Source organism: Sphaerospermopsis kisseleviana CS-549 (genome assembly GCF_028329225.1).
GTDB lineage: Bacteria > Cyanobacteriota > Cyanobacteriia > Cyanobacteriales > Nostocaceae > Sphaerospermopsis > Sphaerospermopsis kisseleviana.
Map to the genome: position 1 here is coordinate 16,501 of NZ_JAQMTI010000325.1, position 20,784 is coordinate 37,284.

The 20,784-nt window shown below is 35.7% G+C and carries 21 protein-coding genes and 1 other RNA gene; 12 read left to right on the plus strand and 10 right to left on the minus strand.

The genetic code is table 11. The features are described 5' to 3' along the window. Positions 1-125: 125 nt before the first annotated feature. The 7 genes from PN497_RS25185 (at position 126) to PN497_RS25215 (ending at position 4,777) form a co-directional block, all read left to right on the plus strand. Positions 126-422, plus strand: a complete 297-nt coding sequence (locus tag PN497_RS25185) for a hypothetical protein (protein ID WP_096569769.1) — start codon at positions 126-128, stop codon at positions 420-422. Between the two features lie 11 nt (positions 423-433). Then, complete coding sequence (locus PN497_RS25190) at positions 434-832, plus strand: type II toxin-antitoxin system VapC family toxin (RefSeq protein WP_096569771.1); 399 nt, start codon at positions 434-436, stop codon at positions 830-832. 525 nt (positions 833-1,357) lie between these two features. Continuing rightward, positions 1,358-2,098, plus strand: a complete 741-nt coding sequence (locus PN497_RS25195) for a cytochrome c biogenesis protein CcdA (protein ID WP_096569773.1) — start codon at positions 1,358-1,360, stop codon at positions 2,096-2,098. Positions 2,099-2,165: 67 nt separating this feature from the next. Beyond that, positions 2,166-3,539: a cytochrome c biogenesis protein gene (locus tag PN497_RS25200; protein ID WP_096569775.1), complete on the plus strand. Its 1,374-nt coding sequence runs from the start codon at positions 2,166-2,168 to the stop codon at positions 3,537-3,539. 80 nt (positions 3,540-3,619) lie between these two features. Beyond that, positions 3,620-4,321, plus strand: a complete 702-nt coding sequence (locus tag PN497_RS25205; protein ID WP_096569777.1) for a serine/threonine-protein kinase — start codon at positions 3,620-3,622, stop codon at positions 4,319-4,321. 11 nt (positions 4,322-4,332) lie between these two features. Next, positions 4,333-4,548, plus strand: a complete 216-nt coding sequence (locus tag PN497_RS25210; RefSeq protein ID WP_096569779.1) for a type II toxin-antitoxin system HicA family toxin — start codon at positions 4,333-4,335, stop codon at positions 4,546-4,548. A gap of 7 nt (positions 4,549-4,555) precedes the next feature. After that, positions 4,556-4,777, plus strand: coding sequence for a type II toxin-antitoxin system HicB family antitoxin (locus tag PN497_RS25215; RefSeq protein WP_096572740.1), 222 nt, complete (start codon positions 4,556-4,558; stop codon positions 4,775-4,777). A 72-nt stretch (positions 4,778-4,849) separates the two neighbouring features. Here PN497_RS25215 and queF read toward each other — a convergent pair whose 3' ends face one another. The 5 genes from queF to PN497_RS25240 form a co-directional block, all read right to left on the minus strand. Beyond that, on the minus strand, positions 4,850-5,266 hold the full coding sequence (queF, locus tag PN497_RS25220; RefSeq protein ID WP_096569781.1) for a preQ(1) synthase: 417 nt from the start codon (positions 5,264-5,266) through the stop codon (positions 4,850-4,852). Positions 5,267-5,352: 86 nt separating this feature from the next. Further along, positions 5,353-5,760, minus strand: coding sequence for a hypothetical protein (locus tag PN497_RS25225; RefSeq protein ID WP_096569783.1), 408 nt, complete (start codon positions 5,758-5,760; stop codon positions 5,353-5,355). A gap of 165 nt (positions 5,761-5,925) precedes the next feature. After that, on the minus strand, positions 5,926-6,309 hold the full coding sequence (locus PN497_RS25230; protein WP_096569785.1) for a phasin family protein: 384 nt from the start codon (positions 6,307-6,309) through the stop codon (positions 5,926-5,928). Positions 6,310-6,334: 25 nt separating this feature from the next. Continuing rightward, positions 6,335-6,431, minus strand: an RNA gene (ffs, locus tag PN497_RS25235) — signal recognition particle sRNA small type. Between the two features lie 37 nt (positions 6,432-6,468). Continuing rightward, complete coding sequence (locus tag PN497_RS25240; protein WP_096569787.1) at positions 6,469-6,735, minus strand: YciI family protein; 267 nt, start codon at positions 6,733-6,735, stop codon at positions 6,469-6,471. 156 nt (positions 6,736-6,891) lie between these two features. Here PN497_RS25240 and PN497_RS25245 point away from each other — a divergent pair, with 156 nt between their 5' ends. The 4 genes from PN497_RS25245 (at position 6,892) to murD (ending at position 12,208) form a co-directional block, all read left to right on the plus strand. Continuing rightward, positions 6,892-7,431, plus strand: coding sequence for a 2'-5' RNA ligase family protein (locus tag PN497_RS25245; protein WP_096569789.1), 540 nt, complete (start codon positions 6,892-6,894; stop codon positions 7,429-7,431). Positions 7,432-7,553: 122 nt separating this feature from the next. Further along, positions 7,554-8,306 carry a glycoside hydrolase family protein gene (locus tag PN497_RS25250; RefSeq protein WP_096569791.1) on the plus strand — a complete coding sequence of 251 codons (753 nt, stop codon included), beginning with the start codon at positions 7,554-7,556 and terminating at the stop codon, positions 8,304-8,306. Positions 8,307-8,522: 216 nt separating this feature from the next. Next, entirely contained in the window at positions 8,523-10,670 is a 2,148-nt protein-coding gene (gene glyS, locus PN497_RS25255) for a glycine--tRNA ligase subunit beta (RefSeq protein WP_096569793.1), read from the plus strand. A gap of 83 nt (positions 10,671-10,753) precedes the next feature. Next, entirely contained in the window at positions 10,754-12,208 is a 1,455-nt protein-coding gene (gene murD / locus PN497_RS25260) for a UDP-N-acetylmuramoyl-L-alanine--D-glutamate ligase (protein WP_096569795.1), read from the plus strand. A 764-nt stretch (positions 12,209-12,972) separates the two neighbouring features. On the opposite strand, the gene ilvA is transcribed toward murD, so the two are convergent. The 5 genes from ilvA to PN497_RS25285 all read right to left on the minus strand — a co-directional run bounded on the left by ilvA (position 12,973) and on the right by PN497_RS25285 (position 17,915). Further along, on the minus strand, positions 12,973-14,484 hold the full coding sequence (ilvA, locus tag PN497_RS25265; RefSeq protein WP_096569797.1) for a threonine ammonia-lyase, biosynthetic: 1,512 nt from the start codon (positions 14,482-14,484) through the stop codon (positions 12,973-12,975). Positions 14,485-14,551: 67 nt separating this feature from the next. Continuing rightward, positions 14,552-15,055 carry a HEPN domain-containing protein gene (locus tag PN497_RS25270; protein ID WP_272111043.1) on the minus strand — a complete coding sequence of 168 codons (504 nt, stop codon included), beginning with the start codon at positions 15,053-15,055 and terminating at the stop codon, positions 14,552-14,554. A 6-nt stretch (positions 15,056-15,061) separates the two neighbouring features. Continuing rightward, complete coding sequence (locus PN497_RS25275) at positions 15,062-16,204, minus strand: DUF262 domain-containing protein (RefSeq protein WP_199301781.1); 1,143 nt, start codon at positions 16,202-16,204, stop codon at positions 15,062-15,064. Between the two features lie 231 nt (positions 16,205-16,435). Continuing rightward, positions 16,436-16,822: a Uma2 family endonuclease gene (locus tag PN497_RS25280; protein WP_096569801.1), complete on the minus strand. Its 387-nt coding sequence runs from the start codon at positions 16,820-16,822 to the stop codon at positions 16,436-16,438. Positions 16,823-16,877: 55 nt separating this feature from the next. Continuing rightward, positions 16,878-17,915, minus strand: coding sequence for an agmatinase family protein (locus PN497_RS25285; RefSeq protein ID WP_096569803.1), 1,038 nt, complete (start codon positions 17,913-17,915; stop codon positions 16,878-16,880). A 1,880-nt stretch (positions 17,916-19,795) separates the two neighbouring features. Between PN497_RS25285 and PN497_RS25290 the strand changes: the two genes are divergently transcribed. Continuing rightward, positions 19,796-20,707, plus strand: coding sequence for a hypothetical protein (locus PN497_RS25290; RefSeq protein WP_096569806.1), 912 nt, complete (start codon positions 19,796-19,798; stop codon positions 20,705-20,707). Positions 20,708-20,784 lie beyond the last annotated feature (77 nt).

Here is a 20,784-nt window from a genome sequence, read left to right on the forward strand (position 1 = left end):
ATTCCAGGTAAATTATGAATTTTCCAGATCCAGAAATTGAACCCTAGATGTTTATTAGGAATATCGACATATATTTTATTTTCTATGCTAAAATATTATCTATCCTAAAAAAAGAGGTAAAGAATATGAGCAACACATCTATTCAAGAACAAACAACCTATAAACGAATTTCTGCAATTGTGGAAAATTTGATTGCTAATAACAGTGTATATCAAGAAAGGTTAGAAAGAGAACAGATGATTGAAAAAATGTATGAACTGTTTACTCGACCAAATTTAGGAGACGATGTAGAAACCATAGCTGATGATGACTTAACAGCAAGAATTAGTAAAATTTTAGCTTTAGAAGCAATAAGTGGTTTATTGAATGATTTAACACCAGAAGAAATGGCAATATTTGATGAAGCAGTAAAACGGAAATAAATAACAAAAACATGGGATATCTACTAGATACAAATATTGTTTCAGCAATTCTCAAAGAAAATCCAAAAGCAAATAATCGGTTAAAAATGTTAAATCGCCAAAATGAGCAAGTTTTTATTAGTGCGATGACTTACTATGAAATTGAGCGAGGACTTTTAGCTGTTAAAGCCGTGAGAAAATTATCAGACTTTGAAAACTGGGTGAAAAAATACCAAGTATTGCTATTAGATGATATGGCGATTTTTAAAAAAGCATCAGAAATTTATGCTGACTTAAAACAAAGAGGTTTACCAATACAAGATGCAGATATATTTATAGCAGCTACCGCAATAATTCACGATTTAACCTTAGTTTCCCATGATTCCGATTTATCAAGAATCACAGGATTAAAATTAGAAAATTGGTTATAGAAATCAGTAATTAATCGTTCCCAGTCTCCAGACTGGGAATGCAAACCCAGAGGTTCTACCTCAAAAACAACCTATCAACTTAAAAACTCTAACTCTGTCTTCTCCGCGTCTCTGCGGTTCCTTTATTTTCTCTCAAACAAAAATTTTTACTCGTTTTTACTTTTTCCCAGACTCCAGACTGGGGAAGTCAACCCAGAGGTTCTACGTCTAAAACAACTTATAAAAGACCCTTGGATTATACATAAAATTATTATAAACACAGAACAACAAAATAATCAATCCCCAAACCCTATAAAATTCGTGAGTTATTGACACCATTCTCAATAGTATTCTCAATAAACCCCTAGCTATTGCGAAAAAGTCACATCATCAACTTTTTTCCCAAAAAATAGATTAAAAAAAATTATCATTCAGCAAAACACTAAATTAAAGCTATTTTTTCCCACATTCAAAATCAGCAAGAAACAAAAAACCGAATAAGCTAGAATACAAACAGAGTCAGCCTTTGTAATTTAAAACATACCCATGCTGGAGAACCTGCAAACCCAAATTTATCAAATCGAACAATTCGCCAACACCCTGGTTACTAACCAACTCACTCACCTCAGCGTTGTCAGTATCGCAATTATTTTCGCTGCTGGTTTGTTGACCAGTTTAACACCGTGTATGCTATCAATGCTGCCGATTACTATTGGTTATATTGGCGGTTATGAAGCAAAAAGTAGATTACAAGCTGCTGCACAATCAACCTGGTTTGCATTAGGATTAGCTACTACATTAGCAAGTTTAGGAATTATAGCAGGTTTGGTAGGAAAAGTCTACGGTCAAGTAGGAATTGGTCTACCAATTATTGTGAGTATTCTTGCTATTATTATGGGGTTGAATTTATTAGAAGCTTTACCTTTACAATTCCCATCTTTAGGTGAAACAAATTGGATATCTAATGATTTACCTCCTGGTATTCGTTCATACTCTATTGGTTTAACATTTGGTTTAGTTGCTTCTCCTTGTAGCACACCAGTTTTAGCCAGTTTATTAGGTTGGGTTGCTAATACTCAAGATTTGCTTTTAGGTGCGGTTTTACTACTTGCTTATACTGCGGGATATGTGACACCTTTAATTTTAGCAGGTACGTTTACTGCAACAATTAAAAAACTGCTAGAATTGCGTCGTTGGTCTGGTTGGATAAACCCCGTTAGCGGTGCTTTGTTAGTAGGTTTTGGTGTGTTTTCTTTACTTTCCCGTCTTCCTCTTGGTAGTTTCTAAAGTGATAAACCGCAAAGTACGCAAAGTACACAAAGAAGAGAGCAAGAATTTATTACCTTTGTAAACCATGACTGTAGATAATTCAACATCCCCAGAAGTTAATTTGTTTTCTGTTCCGGTTCGTTTCTTGAAACGGGAAGTTTTACCTGTGCTGACAGATTTAAGGTTAGCAATTATTCTGTTATTAATAATTGCTCTTTTTAGTATCAGTGGTACAGTAATTGAACAGGGACAAACACCAGCTTTTTACCAGGCTAATTATCCAGAACATCCCGCTTTATTCGGTTTTTTGACTTGGAAAGTGATTCAAGTTGTGGGTTTGGATCATGTTTATCGCACTTGGTGGTTTTTGGCTTTATTAGTGTTATTTGGTACGAGTTTAACTGCTTGTACTTTTACCCGTCAATTACCAGCTTTAAAAGCTGCCCAAAAATGGCAATATTATGATGATCCGAAGAAGTTTAAAAAGTTAGCTTTGAGTGCAGAATTAAATGATGTTGTTCTAAATTCTATCACTCCAATTTTAACAAAAAACCGTTATAAAATCTTTCAATCATCAGAAAAAAATGATATTCTTTATGCTCGCAAAGGTATAGTCGGACGCATTGGACCGATTATTGTACATATCGGTATTGTGATGATTTTACTGGGTGGTATTTGGGGAGCAATGACGGGTTTTATGGCTCAAGAAATGATTGCTTCTGGTGATACTTTCCAGGTAAAAAATATCATTGATGCGGGTGCTTGGTCTGCTCAAGATGTATTAAAAGATTGGTCAGTAAAAGTTAATAGATTTTGGATTGATTATACTCCCAAAGGAGGTATTGATCAATTTTATTCTGATTTATCTGTGTTAGATAATGAAGGTAAAGAAATAGATCATGAAAAAATTTATGTGAATAAACCTTTGCGTTATCATGGTGTGGTTTTTTATCAAACAGATTGGGGTATTTCTAGCGTTAGAATTAAACTCAATAATAGTCCCATTTTCCAATTACCAATGGCGTTGTTAGATACTAAAGGTAAAGGTAGACTGTGGGGTACTTGGATACCTACAAAACCAGATTTAAGTGAAGGTGTTTCTCTGTTAGCTAAAGATTTACAAGGCATGGTTTTAATCTATGATGGTCAAGGAAAATTAGTAAATACTGTGCGTTCAGGAATGTCTATTCCTGTAAATGGGGTAAATTTGAAAGTTGTTGATGTGGTAGGTAGCACGGGTTTACAAATTAAGTATGATCCGGGTATTCCGATTGTTTATAGCGGTTTTGCTTTGTTGATGTTGGGTGTGGTCATGAGTTATTTTTCCCATTCCCAAATTTGGGCTTTGCAAAAAGATGATGTTTTGTATATTGGTGGTAAAACTAACCGCGCTCAAGTAACCTTTGAAAGAGAGGTTTTGGGAATTTTAGAGCAACTGACTCAACCAGCTACAAAATAATTTTTTTGATTTGGGCAACAATAGCAATTAAGTGGTGTATTTTATAGGTATGATACCGCTAATTAAGGTGCGTATATCCTATGGATAAATCAAAAATACAGTCACTAATTGCTATTATCCACCAAGAACTTATTCCCAATTTCGTGATTGAAAGTGTCCATCCCCACAACCCGATAGAAGTACGCGCTATCCCCTCTCCCTGGGAGTTGTTGGGTACAGGAAACTATGCAGCGGTGGTTGTTCATCCTGAATATCCTGATGTGGTGGTGAAAATGTACGCACCTGGTCGTCCTGGGTTTGAGGAAGAATTGGAGGTCTACCAGCGTCTTGGTTCTCATCCTGCTTTTTCTGAGTGTTTTTATGCTCATGATGGTTTGTTGGTTTTGAAAAGATTATTTGGTGTTACTCTTTATGACTGTTTACACCGGGGTTTGCGTATTCCTCCCAAGGTAATTAAAGATATTGATTATGCTTTGGACTATGCTCGCACTCGCGGACTTTACCCCCATGATGTACATGGTAAAAATGTGATGATGTTTGAGGGTAGGGGTTTGGTGGTGGATATTTCTGATTTTCTGCAACAGGAAAAATGCTCAAAATGGGATGATTTAAAAAGAGCTTATTATTTGATATATCTACCTATTTTTTATCCTTTGCGGTTACGAGTTCCTCATCCTTTGTTAAATAAAGTCCGTAAAATTTACCGTTTTATTAGGTCTATTTCTGGTCATATTTTGGCATTTATTAATAAGTTAATGGGTAAGAAGTCTCTCAAAAATTAATCAGGTTAATTATGCCTAAGAAAATTAGGGAATTAAAGAAAATGCTCAAAAAAGCAGGTTTCACAGAACGTCCAAGTAAAGGAAGTCACACTAACTGGACTCATCCATTATATCCTGGAAGAATTACAATATCAGGTAAGGATAGTAAAGATGCTAAACCATATCAAGAAAGTGAAATTCTAGAAGCAATAGAAATTATTAACGCCAAAGAAAATGAACAAAATTAATGGGACAATGGATAAATTAAGATATCAAATGATCATTCAATGGTCAGAGGAAGATGATTGTTTTTTAGTTAGTTTACCTGATTTTCCTGGACAAAAATGGCGCACTCATGGAGAAACTTATGAAGAAGCTGTTGCTAATGGTAAAGAAGCTCTAGAATCTTTAATAATTTCTTATGAAGCTGATGGTGAATCTTTACCTGAACCTAATATTTATAAAATGGCTGGTTAGTGATAAAAAAATCTCCAAAACATTATGTGATGAGGACTGAAGTCCTCACTACATACCTCATTACATAACTGGTTATTTGCGTTTTTTATGCTTTACTTCCACAACTGTATGCACATTTCCACGGGGAGTAAAATCAGCTTTGACTGTCATTTTCAAAGGATCACAAGCTGCAACTACATCATCTAAAATTTGATTTGCTGTTTCTTCGTGGGAAATATAGCGATCGCGGTAACTGTTAATATACAGTTTTAAAGCTTTTAATTCTACTACCTTTTCATCCGGTACGTAGGAAATGTAAATAGTCGCAAAGTCAGGATAACCGGAAAAGGGACATTTACAGGTAAATTCAGGCAAAGTAATATCAATATTATATTCTCTACCTATACGCGGATTGGGAAAGGTAATTAGTTTTCCTTCTTCAATCTCACGTTCACCATATTTCATTTCTGGTTTGCTTGGGGGTACAGTCTCAGACAAGGAATTACTCATAAAATGATTCTGGAAATTATTCTAGAAAAATGCAGAGATTCATGAATACTAATAATAATTTAACATTGACAACACCTGTTTCACGCTTAAAATTCACTGCTGCTCTTTTCCCAGTCTGGGCAATTTTCGTCATCCCAACCATGAGGGTGCATAGCACAAACTAACAAATTACCACCATAAGCTTGACCATGATAATTGCTGCAACCTATACAAGCAGGATTTTTTTCCGCTGTCGCTTCCACTTGATATGGAAAACCTGGATCTACATCTGCTACCACGTCTTCCAGTTCCCAGTATACTTCCATCAGCGGTTCTGCTAATTCCTGTAAATACTGGTCAATTTCCGCAGCAATGTTATTCTGCACCTCGAAGGTAATTTCTTCCGTTAGCTCAAAAAAAGCATCTACCATGTCATTAATTCCTTGGAAGAAGTTTTCGACTTCATCAGTCACAGTTTCGATGATATCAACTAAGTCTTTTTGCCACGGTTCCATAAGCTTAACTGTGTTACTGGCTACAAACAGGACGCTTCCGGGTTCTCGGTTGTAAGTGCGATAATAACTAGAATATAGCCATCAATGCAAATCAAACCAGTGTTAGATTTAGCGCCATCCCCCAAATTACCATTTTTACTGATGTTCAGGGTGAAAAATTAGTTTTTACTGATCGCGTTTAAGCTGTTCTAATTGTTTTTTCAGGTCTAGCACTTGTTGACGCAGGTGATCCACGTTTTCTTTGGGAGTTTGTTTAACAGTCGGTTCTTCATCTTCCCCTATTATTTCGATGCGACGGGGTTCAGAAGCTTCTGTTTTTTCTGTGGTTTCACCAGGTGTCTGGGGTTGTTGGGCTTGTCTCATCATATCTTCTACGAAACGACGAGCTTCTTCTGTGTTCATTTCACCCTTGGCTACCATCTCGTCAGCCAGTTTTTGGACTTGCGATCGCAGTTCCGCTAATTTCCCCCCTGCTTTTTCGCCTGCGTAAGAAGCCAAGCCTACACCCAGGTAAAAAGCTTTTTGTACAATATCTCCAAAACCAGGCATTGCTGCAAAGCACTCCTAAAAATGGGGCGACCCGGAGACTACGCCTATCGCAAGCATCCCGTATTGCTGCTACCTTCCGGTCCTGACAAAGTTTGGGCGTTGAGATCGCATAGATCCAGGTCTGAAATCATCATAACATCAAATTTCTAAAAATGTGCATCATTCCACAACAATTTTCCATTCGTAAAGCTGATAACTCACACAACCGTTGACTACTAAGGGATCAGCAGCCACGATGGCCTGCGCTTCATCCATTGAAGCCGCCTCAAATAACATCATCCCCCCTCCCCTTTGCGCCCAATATCCCGTTTTAGCTTTATGTCCTTTATCCATCAATGCTTTGACGTAAGCTGTATGGGCTGGTACATATTGATCAAAGGTGGGCTTATCCACTAAACCTGCTTCAATTTTGACAAACCAAGGCATAATAATTAGGTAGTTTAGATTTTTCTTAAATTATCATATTGGTGATTGGTAATTGATAATTGATAATTGATAATTGATAATTGATAATTGATAATTGATAATTGATAATGGGTAATTGGGTTATTAACTTCCTCCTGACTCCTGACTTCTAAAATTATGAATCGCTTTTTTATTGCTATACTTCCACCCCAACATATTCAAGATTACGCTAACGAAATTAAACAACATTTTGTTAATGATTATGGTAGTCGCGGCGCTCAAAATTCCCCTCCACATATCACTCTACAGCCTCCTTTTATGTGGGAAAAAAAGGAAATATCAATTTTAGAAACCTTTATGGAAACTTTCGCCAAAAAGCAGAATTACTTACCCATTACACTTGATGGTTTTGCGGCTTTTCCTCCTCGTGTTATATACATGAATGTAGTAAAAAGTCAAGCACTTTTAAAGTTACAATTAGATTTAATGAATGATATAGAAAGTAGTTTGGGAATCATCGGTAAAGATGGGAAAAATCACTCTTTTACACCCCATCTTACCGTAGCCAGAAGAGATTTAAAAAAACATCATTTTCCTCCTGCTTGGAATGACTTTAAAGAACGTCAGATATATTTTGAATTTACCGCATCTCATCTGACCTTGCTACTCCATGACGGCAGACAGTGGAACGTAAAATCAGAGTTTTCTTTTCAGTAATGAATCTTTAAAAAGATTTACCTTTTTTTAACCATAAAAATCTATCCTTTGGTGGATAATGAGGGAATAGTAAGTTGATTTTCCAACTATCTCCCAGTATACCAGTATATCAGTATAACGTTATGACAACCAAATTAATTCTCAATTCTAATGAAATCCTTAAATTAGGATCTGAAGGGGCAAAAGTTGAGCAGTTGCAACAAATATTAAAAATTCTCAACTTTGATCCTGGCATTATAGATGGTAATTTTGGGAATAAGACTGTAGTAGCAGTGAAACAGTTTCAAACAGCAAAAAAACTTGAAGCTGATGGGGTGGTGGGAATAGGCACTCAGACGGTTTTAAACAATGCTTTAAATGATTTAGAGAAGGCGAGTTTAGTTCTTTATGGTGGTGCAACTGGTAAACTACCTTTACCAGGGGTGGCGCTGATTAAAGAATTTGAAGGTTTGTATTTGAAGGCTTATCCTGATCCTTTAACTGGTGGTAAACCAATTACTATTGGTTGGGGAACGACTCGCAAGAAAAATGGTGGTGAGTGGAAATTAGGTGAAACAATTACTAAAGCAGAAGCGGAAGAGTTGTTAATGTTGCAGTTAGAAAATAGCTATCTGCCAACTTTAGAGAAAATTCCTGTATGGGATGTGTTGAATGTTAACCAACAGGGTGCTTTATTGAGTTTTGGTTATAATTTAGGTGCTAATTTCTATGGTGCAAAGAATTTTGAGAGTATAACCAGAGTTTTAAAGAATCAACAATGGGATGAAATTGAAGAGACTTTTGTTAAATATAGAAACCCTGGTAGTTCAGTGGAAGCAGGGTTAAGAAGGAGGAGATTAGCAGAGGCTAAATTGTTTTTGACTCCAGTAAGTTAAAAAAATTAAATCATGTAGGTTGGATTGAGGAACGAAACCCAACATTTACAAACCAAAACTTACGGAATTTTGTTGGATTACGCTATCCCTTAACCCAACCTTGTATCTTAGAGGAGGTTGCATTGATTATCTGCTCAGAGAAGTTACACATCTTGTTCACCACAGCCTGATCACAGGGTAAACTGATGGAATTGACTGATCAACATTAGTGACCTTATGACTGCGTTTTTATTAGAAGTTGGTACAGAAGAACTACCCGCAAGCTTTCTGAGTGGTGCGATCGCACAATGGCGATCGCGTATTCCTCAAACTCTAGAAGCTAATAGTCTCAAAGCGGAAACGGTGGAAGTTTTTGGAACTCCCCGACGGTTAGCAGTTCTCATCACCGGTTTACCATCCCAACAACCAGACAAAGAAGAAGAAATTAAAGGACCACCTGCACAAGCCGCATTTAAAGATGGTCAACCCACAAAAGCAGCAGAAGGTTTCGCTAAAAAACAAGGTGTGGAACTGTCAGCTTTAGAAGTGCGTTCTACGGATAAAGGTGATTTTGTCTTTGTTAATAAAAAGACAGCAGGACGACCAGTAGCAGAAATATTAACAGAACTCGTTCCCCAATGGGTTTGGAATTTGGAAGGAAAGCGGTTAATGCGGTGGGGAAGCGGTGACGGTAGGTTTTCCCGTCCTATTCGCTGGTTAGTTGCTTTATTAGATGGGGATATTTTACCCTTAGAATTGCAGAACGGTGAGAAGATAGTTAAAAGCGATCGCATTTCTCCAACCCATCGCGTTTTACATCCCGAACCTGTCAGCATTTCCCACGCAACAGAATATGTAAATACCTTGCGTTCTGGTTATGTGATTGTTTCCCCAGAAGAACGGGAAAAAATCATTGTTGAACAAGTCAAAACTGCAGTGCAAAAATTAGGCGGTTTTACAGAAATTTACCCAGACTTATTAGAAGAAACGACGAATTTAGTAGAATATCCGAGTGCGGTAGTTGGTAAATTTGAGGATGAATTTCTCAAATTACCTACAGAAGTTTCTACCACAGTCATGGTAACGCACCAGCGTTATTTTCCGGTATTTAAGACAGCGGAAAATCAGGAATTATTACCTAAATTCGTCACCGTTTCTAACGGCGATCCTGTAAAATCAGATATCATTGCTGTTGGTAATGAAAGAGTAATTAGGGCGCGTTTAGCAGATGGGAGATTTTTCTATGAAGCTGATTTAGCGAAACCTTTAGAAAGCTTTTTACCGCAATTAGAAACAGTTACATTTCAAGAAGATTTAGGTTCAGTTAGGGGCAAAGTTGAGAGAGTTGTAAACATAGCAAATCTCATTTCTCAACAATTGCAATTAGCAGAAAATCAAAGTCAGAAAATTCAAAGGGCAGCTTTATTATGTAAAGCGGATTTAGTCACCCAAATGGTGTATGAATTTCCTGAACTACAAGGTATTATGGGGGAAAAATACGCCTTAGCTAGTGGTGAAGATGCAGAAGTAGGAAAAGCAATTTTTGAACATTATTTACCCAGAAATGCTGATGACATTCTACCGGAAACATTAACCGGGCAAATAGTAGGAATAGCTGATAGACTAGATACATTAATTAGTATCTTTGGTTTGGGTTTAATTCCTTCAGGTTCATCCGATCCCTTTGCATTACGTCGCGCTGCAAATGCGATCATTAATATTACGTGGTTTTCTAATTTGCAGATAAATTTAGAGAAGCTATTAGAACAGATAGCGACAAATTTTGCATCTACATTTAATAAAGATGCCAAATCTTTAATATCCACATTACGGGAATTTTTCCTACAAAGGATTCGGACTTTATTACAAGAAGAAAAACAGATAGATTATGACTTGGTAAATGCGGTATTGGGAGATGATCAAGAATATACAGAACGAGCATTACAAGATTTATTGGATGTACGCGATCGCGCAATTTACTTACAACAAATCCGCAAAGATGGTACATTAGAAAAAATCTATGAAACCATTAACCGTTCTACTAGACTCGCTGCACAAGGTGATTTAGATTTTCAGCAGTTAGAACCAAAAACATTAATTAATCCCCAATTATTCCAAAAATCATCTGAATCAGCATTCTACAACGCCCTAGTAGAATTAGTACCCCAAACCCAAACCGCACAGCAAACACGCAACTATCAACTGTTAATAGCAGCATTAGAAAAAATTGCTCCCACCGTGAGTAAATTCTTTGATGGTGAAGATAGCGTGTTAGTCATGGACCCAGATGTAAATATTAAGAGAAATCGGTTAAATTTGCTGGGTTTATTGCGAAATCATAGCCGTGTATTAGCTGATTTTGGCGCGATTGTGAAAAATTTGTAGCAAAAATCAACAAAAAGAGGTGTAATTTTTGCCAATTAACGCTAGTATAGGATAGCTTAACCAGGGATGATGCTAAACAGTCTATGCCAGAAGCTATTGTGATAGGATTGGGAAAGTCCGGTATTGCTGCGGCAAGATTGTTGAAACAGGAAGGATGGGAGGTGGAACTTTGCGATCGCAATACCTCCCCAAACCTCCTGGAACAACAACAACAACTTGCTCAAGAACAAATTACCGTCAAATTAGGACACACCCCAGATTTTGAAAGTTTAAATTTAGCCAACACATCGCCTAAATTAATAGTAGTGAGTCCTGGTGTACCTTGGGATATTCCGATCTTGTTAAAAGCGCGAGAGTTAGGAATAGAAACCATTGGGGAAATGGAACTCGCATGGAGACATTTGCAAAATATTCCCTGGGTAGCAATAACTGGTACAAATGGGAAAACCACAACCACCGCGTTAACTGCTGCCATTTTTCAAGCTGCCGGTTTTAACGCCCCTGCTTGTGGTAACATCGGTTATGCTGCTTGTGAAGTAGCTTTAAAAGGAACAGGGAACACTTCGACAAGCTCAGTGCATCGCAGGGAACAGGGAACAGAAAGTAAAATCCAAAATTCTGTAGATTGGATTATAGGTGAATTAAGTAGTTATCAAATAGAATCTTCTGTGACGCTTGCACCGAAAATTGGTATTTGGACAACCTTCACACCGGATCATTTAGCCCGTCATAAAACCTTAGAAAATTACTACAATATTAAAGCCAAACTGTTAAATAATTCCCAGTTACAAATATTTAACGGAGACGATGTTTATTTAAACAAAGCAAGTTTAAATCAGTGGTCTGATGCTTATTGGACAAGTGTTAAAGGGGCAGAATTTTTAATAGGTGAAAAAGGTTTTTATATAGAAAATGGCTGGGTAATAGAAAAATTATCTGCAACTTCTGAACCTCAGAAAATTGTTGAAGTTTCTGCTTTGCGAATGGTAGGAGAACACAACCAACAAAATCTATTAATGTCCGTTGGTGCAGCGAGATTAGCAGGAATAGAAATTGCAGCAATTTGTCGCGCTGTGAGTGAATTTCCTGGTGTTCCCCATCGTTTAGAACATATTTGTACATGGTCAGGAATTGAATTTATTAATGATAGTAAAGCTACAAATTATGATGCAGCAGAAGTAGGTTTAGCATCGGTAAAAAGTCCAGTGATTTTAATAGCTGGTGGTGAAGCAAAAGACGGAGATGATACAGCTTGGTTAAAGAAAATACAAGATAAAGCTGCTGCTGTTTTACTCATTGGTAGTGCTGCAAATGCCTTTGCTCAAAGATTACAAGAAGTGGGATATAATAACTTTGAAATTGTGGAAACAATGGATAAAGCTATTCCCAGATCCGCAGAATTAGCGAAAAAATACCAAGCGTCAGTAGTGTTATTATCTCCAGCCTGTGCCAGTTTTGATCAATATCCTAATTTTGAAGTTAGGGGTGAACATTTCCGGGAGTTGTGTTTAAATTGGGTGGATAAAATGCAGGGATAATTTAGCGCAGATAGACGCAAATGAAAGAAAAAATTTAAAATATCTGCGTTTATACCAAAAATCCCAATTGATAAAACATCACCGTAACAAAACGAAAAACTCTCTAAAAAAGTCTTACCTTTGCGTACTTTGCGTCCTTTGCGGTTAAAATAAAAATAAATGTACACATTTAGGATCATCCCCATTCATCTATGGATAAAAAATATAAATTAACTCTGAGGATAGATAAACTATAAAGTTCATAAATGCTTAAATTCAATAGAGTCTTTCACTTCTGTAAAACAAGGTTTGGTAAAAAAACCAAGCCTTTTTTATCAATTGATAATTGATAATTGATAATTGATAATTGATAATTGATAATTGATAATTGACAATTGTTTCATTAAAATTTTAAGTATTTGTGCAAAATCTGAAAACTATTCGTTTACTCACTTTTATTGTTTTACAGCTATTTTCAGGTAAATAAACCACATTTTGATTTAGGTTTCGCGTTAACAATGTAGAGGCGTTCGCGAAGCGTGCTGGAAGCATCAGCATTCGGACAATTAATTATCGGTTTTTACCTAAGACTATCATCCGAATGCTTCGCCCTTACTGTGGTCTAAAGACATGAAAACTGCTGTAGGATGGTTAAAATTAAAATTGTTAATTCAGGTAAATAAAAAGTAAAAAATGGCGGGCAAGATGCCCACCCCACAAGACTTTTCTTATTACTTCCTTTCTTCCTTTGCGTCTTTGCGTCTTTGCGTGAGATATAAAATAAACTAACCCAAAAACAACTGATAAGCAGGATTTTGACTTTCATCCCAATAACGATAACCCAAAGAATCAAGAAACTCCTGCCATTGATTCATTTCATGGGGTGGAACTTGCATTCCTACCACAATTCGTCCATAATCTGCCCCATTATTGCGATAATGAAATAAGCTAATATTCCAATCAGGAGACATAGAACCCACAAATTTCATCAACGCCCCAGGACGTTCAGGAAATTCAAACCGATATAATAATTCATGATCAGCAAGTTGAGAATGTCCCCCTACCATGTGCCGTAAATGCAATTTTGTTAATTCATCATCGGTTAAATCAATTGTTTTTAAACCGTTATTTTCAAACTTTTCTACAATTTTCGCAGCATCGGCGCGGTTTTCAATTTGCACACCGACAAAAATATGCGCTTCTTTGGTATCGGCAATGCGATAATTAAATTCTGTTAGGTTTCTGTCGCCCAGACATTCACAAAATTTACGCAGACTTCCCGGTTTTTCAGGAATATTCACCGCAAAAATCGCTTCTCGACGTTCTCCAAATTCTGCCCTTTCTGCCACAAACCGCAAGCGGTCAAAGTTCATGTTAGCACCGCAAGCGACGGCAACTAAGTTTTTTCCTTGTATTTGTTCTCGTTCTGCATAGACTTTAGCAGCAGCTACAGCTAATGCTCCCGCAGGTTCTAAAATAGAACGGGTATCTTCAAAAACATCTTTTATCGCTGCACAGGTAGCATCGGTATCCACCAAAATAATTTCATCTACATATTCCTGACACAAGCGGAAGGTTTCCTCTCCCACTTCCCGCACTGCTACCCCATCAGCAAACAAACCCACCTGAGATAAGCGTACCCGATAACCGGCTGTGAGAGATTGAGACATAGCATCAGCGTCTACAGGTTCGACACCGATAATTTTGATTTCTGGGCGCAGGCGTTTGACGTAAGCACCGATACCAGCAATTAAACCACCTCCACCAATAGCGACAAAAATCGCGTGAATAGGTTGTTGATATTGGCGTAAAATTTCCATGCCAATAGTTCCCTGGCCAGCGATGACATCAGGATCATCAAAGGGATGTATAAAAGTTAACCCTTTTTCCGCTTCTAATTGACGGGCGTAGGCGTAAGCGTCATCATAGGTATTTCCATATAAAACCACCTCTCCCCCCCGTGCTTTGACGGCGTTAATTTTTACTTGGGGAGTGGTTACGGGCATAACAATAATAGCTTTTGTTCCCAAGCGACTGGCAGATAAGGCTACACCTTGGGCGTGGTTTCCCGCAGATGCAGCAATTACACCTTGTTTCAGTAAGTCTGGGGGCAGGTTAGCCATTTTGTTATAGGCACCCCGCAATTTAAAGGAGAAGACAGACTGCATATCTTCCCGCTTGAGTAGCAGTTTGTTGTTAATGCGGTGGGAGAGGTTGGGGGCATATTCCAGTGGTGTTTCTTGGGCTACATCGTAAACGCGGGCAGTAAGGATTTGTACCAGGTAGTCGCAATACATAGGCTATAGATGCAATGTTGGGTTGGATTGTTAATTTTACCGCTTGTTGGGTAGTTGGTGATGACATCTATAATCCCAGTCTTTTAAGAGTTTGTTCATAATCTTTAAGAGCGTTAAAAATATCAGTAAAATCTCTTTTGGTGACTGATGGAGAATTTAAAATTTGTGTACAGTTTTCAATATGTGTATGTGCATGACTATTTCTCAAAGGTTTGAGACTATCTAGTTTTGGTTTAAGTATAGCTAAAGAAACTGGATTTACAGATTTTTCAAGTTTTTCAAAATTCATCAAACCTATAGTGAGAACAAGTAACTTTCGGAAGTTATTTTCATAATCGAATTGAGAAGTATTCTTGACTTCTTGTTGAACTAATTTAATATGATTATTATTTGTAAGGCATCTTTTCGCACATCTTAATACAATATCATCTATAGCTTGTTCGATCCATCCACATAGTTCTAAAAGAGCAAGTTTGGAATAATACTTTTGTAAATTAGGATCTGTAGTTTGATTATAAAATTTATCCATATCATTGAGAGTTTTCTGGATTTTAGTCTTTACTATTGCCATACAAGATCACAATCCAGAAAAAACTTTTCTAGCAGCATTAAGTCGCGCTAATACTTTATCCTTGGATGCAAGATCCTCTTTAAGAACTTCAGGAGATAAGCTGCTATGGTGTAGTAGTTTATTGAATAAACTACTAATTTCTTCGCGTTTCATTGATTTAATTTTACTGAGGTTAGATGCAATACCAAACATTACAGATTCAAGAACAGCTATGCTTTTGCGTTTGCTTAATTCTGTTATATTTTCGTTTATTATATCAACTGTTTGTTTAAATATTTTTTCTTTTTCATCCAGCTTACTTTCATCTAAATTTCTATGTTTACCCATATAGTTGTTCAGGAAATCTGTTAATTTACCATTATATTTTGTATGTTCATCGTAAAATGCAAAAAATCTGAGAATAATCTCTATAGTAATAAAGCGGTGTTTTTTTCTGCCTTGTTCTTTATTTAAATTAATCCAAGCTGGATATTCATCCATTTGTTTCAATCTCTGATTAAAACTACCATTGTATATACAATTTCTAATTTCCTGATTATTTAATTTGATACCCCCAGTGTTTAATCTATGAAAAATAGTAAATAAATAATTTGTATGATTTTTTTTAGAATAATCACATCTTAAAACAGTAATTGGTAATGTTAAATTTTCTATTCTTGTATAGTAAAGATAAAGTTCAGAAGCGGGATTAAGAAAATCTTTAACGTGCTTACCAGATATTTTTGGATCAATATCTGGTAGATTAGATAGTTTCCAGTTTTCTTCCTCAAAGAAGCGAATAATAGCCGACATTCTCTGTAATCCATCAATAACTTGCCACTTCTGTGTTTTATAATCAACACTAAAACACATACTTGGTATTGGTAACTGCTTGATTAGTGAATCAATAAATCGAGTTTGATCTGTTTTTCTCCAAACCTCTTCTCTCTGAAATTCTGGTTGAATCACAAGAATTCCTTGCTTGTACATTCTGTAAAGATCAGCACAGGAACGCAGTTCGTTATAGGCGATTAAATCATCAGGTGGTACGTGATCTGAATCATCCTCATAAAAAATAGTTTCTTCAGCTTCTTCAATTTGTTTAAAAATGTTGTTTTCAGCTTCTTGAATTTTACTGTTCATTTTATTTTCCAAGTTTAATTCAATCATATTTCGCAAAATTTAAATATTTTTTTATAAATTTCAAGTTGTCTTTAAATATCAAGATTCAGTTGAATATCTGAAAATAACTTGACATATACCCCTATTTTACTCAATTAACTGGTACAGCAGATGTAAATATTTATCATAATATGCCAGTATGGCTATCTCTTGTATTAGCATACTACAATATACTTACTTTGGAAATAGCCTAAGTAAAGCTTACCACAATTTTCCTTATTAAAAATATAGCGGAGATTTCTTAATGGCTTTAATATCTACATCTTTCTGTAAACTGGTATTAGCAACTTCGATAATCCAAAAAATATCTTGTGGTTCTCGGTGGCGTTCATTATAAGCTGACTCTGGTAAACGGACAATAGCTATATCTGGTTCTGGTTCAGAGGAAGATAATGTAACTGGACCATTAAAACGAACCTCAGCTTTACCTGCTAGTAACTCTTCCAGGTATTTAGTACCACGTCTAGCGGTGTTGTAATGAATGGGTGTTTCTGGAGACATTTCGACTATTTCCCCTGCTAGTAATTCTACAGGGCGATCGCTCAAAATCCCTGCGGCAATTATCCGATGATAATCTTCAACAGACCATTTAACAAGTGTCTTCATAGTCTTAGTTAATATGCTTTGTCTTATTCTATAACACCACCCTCTTTACTGGTTTTTATTTCTGTGATAAATCCAACAAATTCGCCAACTTATAAACTATTCGCGCACCTACATTTCCATCCCATTCCGCATCACCAACTTCATTCACATCAAACCCAATAATCTTTCTTCCACTCTTGACAACTTCCCTAAATAAACAATAAACTTGCTCTAATTCCAAACCCCCAGGAACGGGAGTTCCCGTATTAGGACAAAGTTTAGGATCTAAACCATCAACATCAAAACTAATATGGACATTCTCAGGTAAATTCCCTACTATTTCCTGACATAAATCAATCCAAGTTTTACCAGCATATTGTTGTTGTTTGATCGCTGAATCATAATAAGCAACAACCCGATTATTTGAATTATTAATTATTTCCACTTCATCAATACAAATATCCCGCAAACCCACCTGCACTAATTTAGAAATTTGCGGAATTTTCAACGCATTAAACATAATTGACGCATGGGAAAATTCAAACCCTTCGTAAGCATCTCTTAAATCTGCGTGTGCATCAATATGTAAAATTCCAAAATCAGGATATTGATTTGCCAAAGCTTGGAAATAACCCAAAGGTGAACTGTGATCACCACCGATGACAGCAACTTTTTTACCTAAATTCATTGCTTGCTGACATTGGCTAAATAACCATTGATTTACCTGTGCACCCGCTTGATTAATTTCTGTGAGGATAGGTGTTAAATCCGGTGTGTTTGTTAATGCTTTACCTTCAGATTGTCTGGCAATTATTTTAGCAGCTTGTTGACGATAATAATTATTTTTATCTAAGATATCTTGAGAAATTTCAACTAAATAAATTCCTTGTTTCCAACCATCAGGATGATCAAAATCAAACAAATCTATTTGATAGGAAGCATCTAAAATTCGCTGTGGTGCATTCGCTGTTCCCGCACCATAAGAAACAGTAACTTCCCAAGGAACAGCAAAGATAATTAAATTAGCAGTGTTATAATCATAAGGTAAGCCTAAGAGATTACCATTAATTTCTGCTATACCGCTAGGATCGTAGTCTGGGATGTAATTACTCATAGTTTATTTTTTGGATATGCAGATAAAACACTGTTGAGAGGACATTATTATTGTAGCAGAATAGACCATGAAAATCACAGAAAAATAAAATTACAACATTTAAAGAAAAAGGTTTGGCTGTGAACCAAACCTCAAAAATTGCTGTGCTTAACAACGTACTAAATTAATTTAGTTCTTGTCTGCTTACAGATCATCTTCCTAGAGGATGTGTCAAAATATTCCAAAAACTGATAAAGCATTACTTGGTTAAAATTTTAAATATGGTTATATTTAGCAGTATTAAATTCTTTAAGTATCTATCTAAAGTATGAAAAAGGCTTGGACTCAAGCCAAGCCTTTGTATATACCAGGTGTTTACCATATATAGTTAATTTAAACTCTGTTTTCTGCTAATTCATCTCTCTATCAGGTGAGTACAAAATTCATAAAACCCGCTAATAGATACCACTGAAAATTAAACATCAATTTGCATAAAAAAAGACCCTGGAATATTGACCAGGGTTAATACACGTTTTTCAGGCATTAATACACTAAATAATAGTCTCTGTAAATCGCTATTTCTACTACCTAAAGAGTAATTAAAATAGATTTTTATATTGTGTGTGAGTAATAATTTACTTATGGGAATAGTTGTGGGAAAATCCAAGCGTTGCTATTTATCTACCACAAAAAAGGCTTGGTTTTTCGCCAAGCCCAGATATATACCAAGTGTTTACCATATCTAGTTAATTTAAGCTTACTTAGATTTTATATCATCTACCTAGAGGATGTGTACAAATATGAGTTTACCTGTTAATAACTGAATTTAATATACCTGTCAAAAAATTATTCTTTCTTCCTAGAGTTGACATTATTCAACCGACAATAATTGAGAATAATCGCAAGTGTCAATGTCAAGAATGATGATTAAAAAAGAAAGGCTTGATCACAGAACAAGCCTTAGGTAGAAGTAGATTATATTTCTATAGATACTTTATGGGGTAAATTAATCAGTCTCTAGGAAAGATGATTTTTGAGAAAATTAATATTCTTTGCTAATTTGTTTCATCATAAAAAAAGGTTTAGCTCGGCTAAACCTCCATAGAAAGCAGTTATTCGACACACCAAGATTAATTTAATTCTACTCCTATTTATAGTCATCTTCCTATAGGATGTGTCCAAATAATTAGATATATGATATGGAATTACGATGTTTAAAAAAGTTGATTAATCTACTATCAAAAGATAGATTAAAATCAAAATTTTTAGCTTTTTAAACAATTTAATCACTGATTAATTACTAAAAAAATGATGATCACTGAGACTCTCAGCAAAAACTGTCTTTACTAGGGGTAATTCATGAATTACCCCTACTTTTATTCTGTTTTGCGTAAGTCCCGTTTATTAAAGAAATTGGCAAAAATGTTACACATCAATTAGCATAACAATGGCGTTCACTTCTAACTAATAGTGTATTAATTATAACTTTGTCTTGAGAGAAAATATTTTTCTATTATTTTCTATTAATTTCATTCTGATTTCATTTTTGTGTGTAAAAATAGTTAATGGTTGATGTTACAGTGAGTAAAGAAGTTAAATTCATCAAGTCAATTAGACCTCTCCAAAATAGAATGTATTAATTTGTCTAAGTTGTAGGGGCGAAGCTTATGGGCGATAATTTGACGGAAAAATCAGACATCTAGATATCCCATAAGCTTCGACCTGACCGCATAAATAAGTTCCATAATTTCTTTTCTGGAGAAGTCAATTAGATTAGCCTAAGTTACTTCAAACAGCCGCAGGTAAATATCAGGTAGTTATCTTCTCTGATATTAAAGGTGAAAAAGTCAAAAGTAGATTTTCATTTAAACCCTAGATTCTCATTCAGGAAATATATCAAGATGCAACGTATTTTAGTAGGTTTTTTTGTAGCTACAACATTATTATCATCGTCTGGTTGTTCATCAATAATTAAATCTGGTGAAGCAAAGATTTCTAATAGTGAAACTACTCCTCAAACCGAAAAACAAAAATCAAAACCCATGAGTGAACATCAAGCACATTCAGAAAAGCAAAAAATGGATCACTCACAGCATGAAGAAAAACCCAAAACAGCTATCACAACCCAAGCGAAATTAACAACACCCAAAAATTTAACAACTAACCAACCGATTAACCTAGCTATTGATATTCAGGATGAAACAGGAAAACCAGTCAATAAATTTGATGTTTTCCAAGAAAAAATTATGCACTTAATAGTTGTCAGCAATGACTTAGAACATTTTGATCATTTGCACCCTGAATATAAAGAAAATGGTAGTTTTCAAGTCAGCGTCAATTTTCCCAACCCAGGAGAATACACACTTTTTAGTGATTATAAACCAGCAGGACAAGCAGAGTATATATCATCCACAAATATCACCATTCCCGGTACAGTTTCCCTACCCAAAAGTTTAGCTAAATATGAAAAAACTAAAACTATATCCGATACAAAAGTAAACCTGAATATTTCTGAAGAAAAAATCAAAGTAGGTGAAGAAGTAAGTTTAACATTTGATATCAAAGATAACAACAATCAACCAGTAAAAGACCTGAAACCATACTTAGGAGAAAAAGGACATTTAGTAATTATTAAAAGTTCATCAACTCTTTCAAAATCTGACTATCTTCACGCCCATGCAATGAAAAATACTCCTGATGGACAAGTGAAATTTCATACCAAATTTCCCCAGTCAGGAACTTATAAAATGTGGATGCAATTTGACCGCAATGGTAAAATCAAAACCGCAGACTTTTGGGTAAATGTAGAATAGACATCTCCACAATAGAATGTATTAATTTGTCATAAGTTGTAGGGGCGAAGCATTTGGGCGATAATTTAACGGAAAAA

What these genes read in the sequence shown, in the direction of transcription:
- PN497_RS25185 (WP_096569769.1), top strand. Translation starts at nt 126, where the DNA reads ATGAGCAACACATCTATTCAAGAACAAACAACCTATAAACGAATTTCT.
- PN497_RS25190 (WP_096569771.1), top strand. Translation starts at nt 434, where the DNA reads ATGGGATATCTACTAGATACAAATATTGTTTCAGCAATTCTCAAAGAA.
- PN497_RS25195 (WP_096569773.1), top strand. Translation starts at nt 1,358, where the DNA reads ATGCTGGAGAACCTGCAAACCCAAATTTATCAAATCGAACAATTCGCC.
- PN497_RS25200 (WP_096569775.1), top strand. Translation starts at nt 2,166, where the DNA reads ATGACTGTAGATAATTCAACATCCCCAGAAGTTAATTTGTTTTCTGTT.
- PN497_RS25205 (WP_096569777.1), top strand. Translation starts at nt 3,620, where the DNA reads ATGGATAAATCAAAAATACAGTCACTAATTGCTATTATCCACCAAGAA.
- PN497_RS25210 (WP_096569779.1), top strand. Translation starts at nt 4,333, where the DNA reads ATGCCTAAGAAAATTAGGGAATTAAAGAAAATGCTCAAAAAAGCAGGT.
- PN497_RS25215 (WP_096572740.1), top strand. Translation starts at nt 4,556, where the DNA reads ATGGATAAATTAAGATATCAAATGATCATTCAATGGTCAGAGGAAGAT.
- queF (WP_096569781.1), bottom strand. Translation starts at nt 5,266, where the DNA reads ATGAGTAATTCCTTGTCTGAGACTGTACCCCCAAGCAAACCAGAAATG.
- PN497_RS25225 (WP_096569783.1), bottom strand. Translation starts at nt 5,760, where the DNA reads ATGGAACCGTGGCAAAAAGACTTAGTTGATATCATCGAAACTGTGACT.
- PN497_RS25230 (WP_096569785.1), bottom strand. Translation starts at nt 6,309, where the DNA reads ATGCCTGGTTTTGGAGATATTGTACAAAAAGCTTTTTACCTGGGTGTA.
- PN497_RS25240 (WP_096569787.1), bottom strand. Translation starts at nt 6,735, where the DNA reads ATGCCTTGGTTTGTCAAAATTGAAGCAGGTTTAGTGGATAAGCCCACC.
- PN497_RS25245 (WP_096569789.1), top strand. Translation starts at nt 6,892, where the DNA reads ATGAATCGCTTTTTTATTGCTATACTTCCACCCCAACATATTCAAGAT.
- PN497_RS25250 (WP_096569791.1), top strand. Translation starts at nt 7,554, where the DNA reads ATGACAACCAAATTAATTCTCAATTCTAATGAAATCCTTAAATTAGGA.
- glyS (WP_096569793.1), top strand. Translation starts at nt 8,523, where the DNA reads ATGACTGCGTTTTTATTAGAAGTTGGTACAGAAGAACTACCCGCAAGC.
- murD (WP_096569795.1), top strand. Translation starts at nt 10,754, where the DNA reads ATGCCAGAAGCTATTGTGATAGGATTGGGAAAGTCCGGTATTGCTGCG.
- ilvA (WP_096569797.1), bottom strand. Translation starts at nt 14,484, where the DNA reads ATGTATTGCGACTACCTGGTACAAATCCTTACTGCCCGCGTTTACGAT.
- PN497_RS25270 (WP_272111043.1), bottom strand. Translation starts at nt 15,055, where the DNA reads ATGGCAATAGTAAAGACTAAAATCCAGAAAACTCTCAATGATATGGAT.
- PN497_RS25275 (WP_199301781.1), bottom strand. Translation starts at nt 16,204, where the DNA reads ATGATTGAATTAAACTTGGAAAATAAAATGAACAGTAAAATTCAAGAA.
- PN497_RS25280 (WP_096569801.1), bottom strand. Translation starts at nt 16,822, where the DNA reads ATGAAGACACTTGTTAAATGGTCTGTTGAAGATTATCATCGGATAATT.
- PN497_RS25285 (WP_096569803.1), bottom strand. Translation starts at nt 17,915, where the DNA reads ATGAGTAATTACATCCCAGACTACGATCCTAGCGGTATAGCAGAAATT.
- PN497_RS25290 (WP_096569806.1), top strand. Translation starts at nt 19,796, where the DNA reads ATGCAACGTATTTTAGTAGGTTTTTTTGTAGCTACAACATTATTATCA.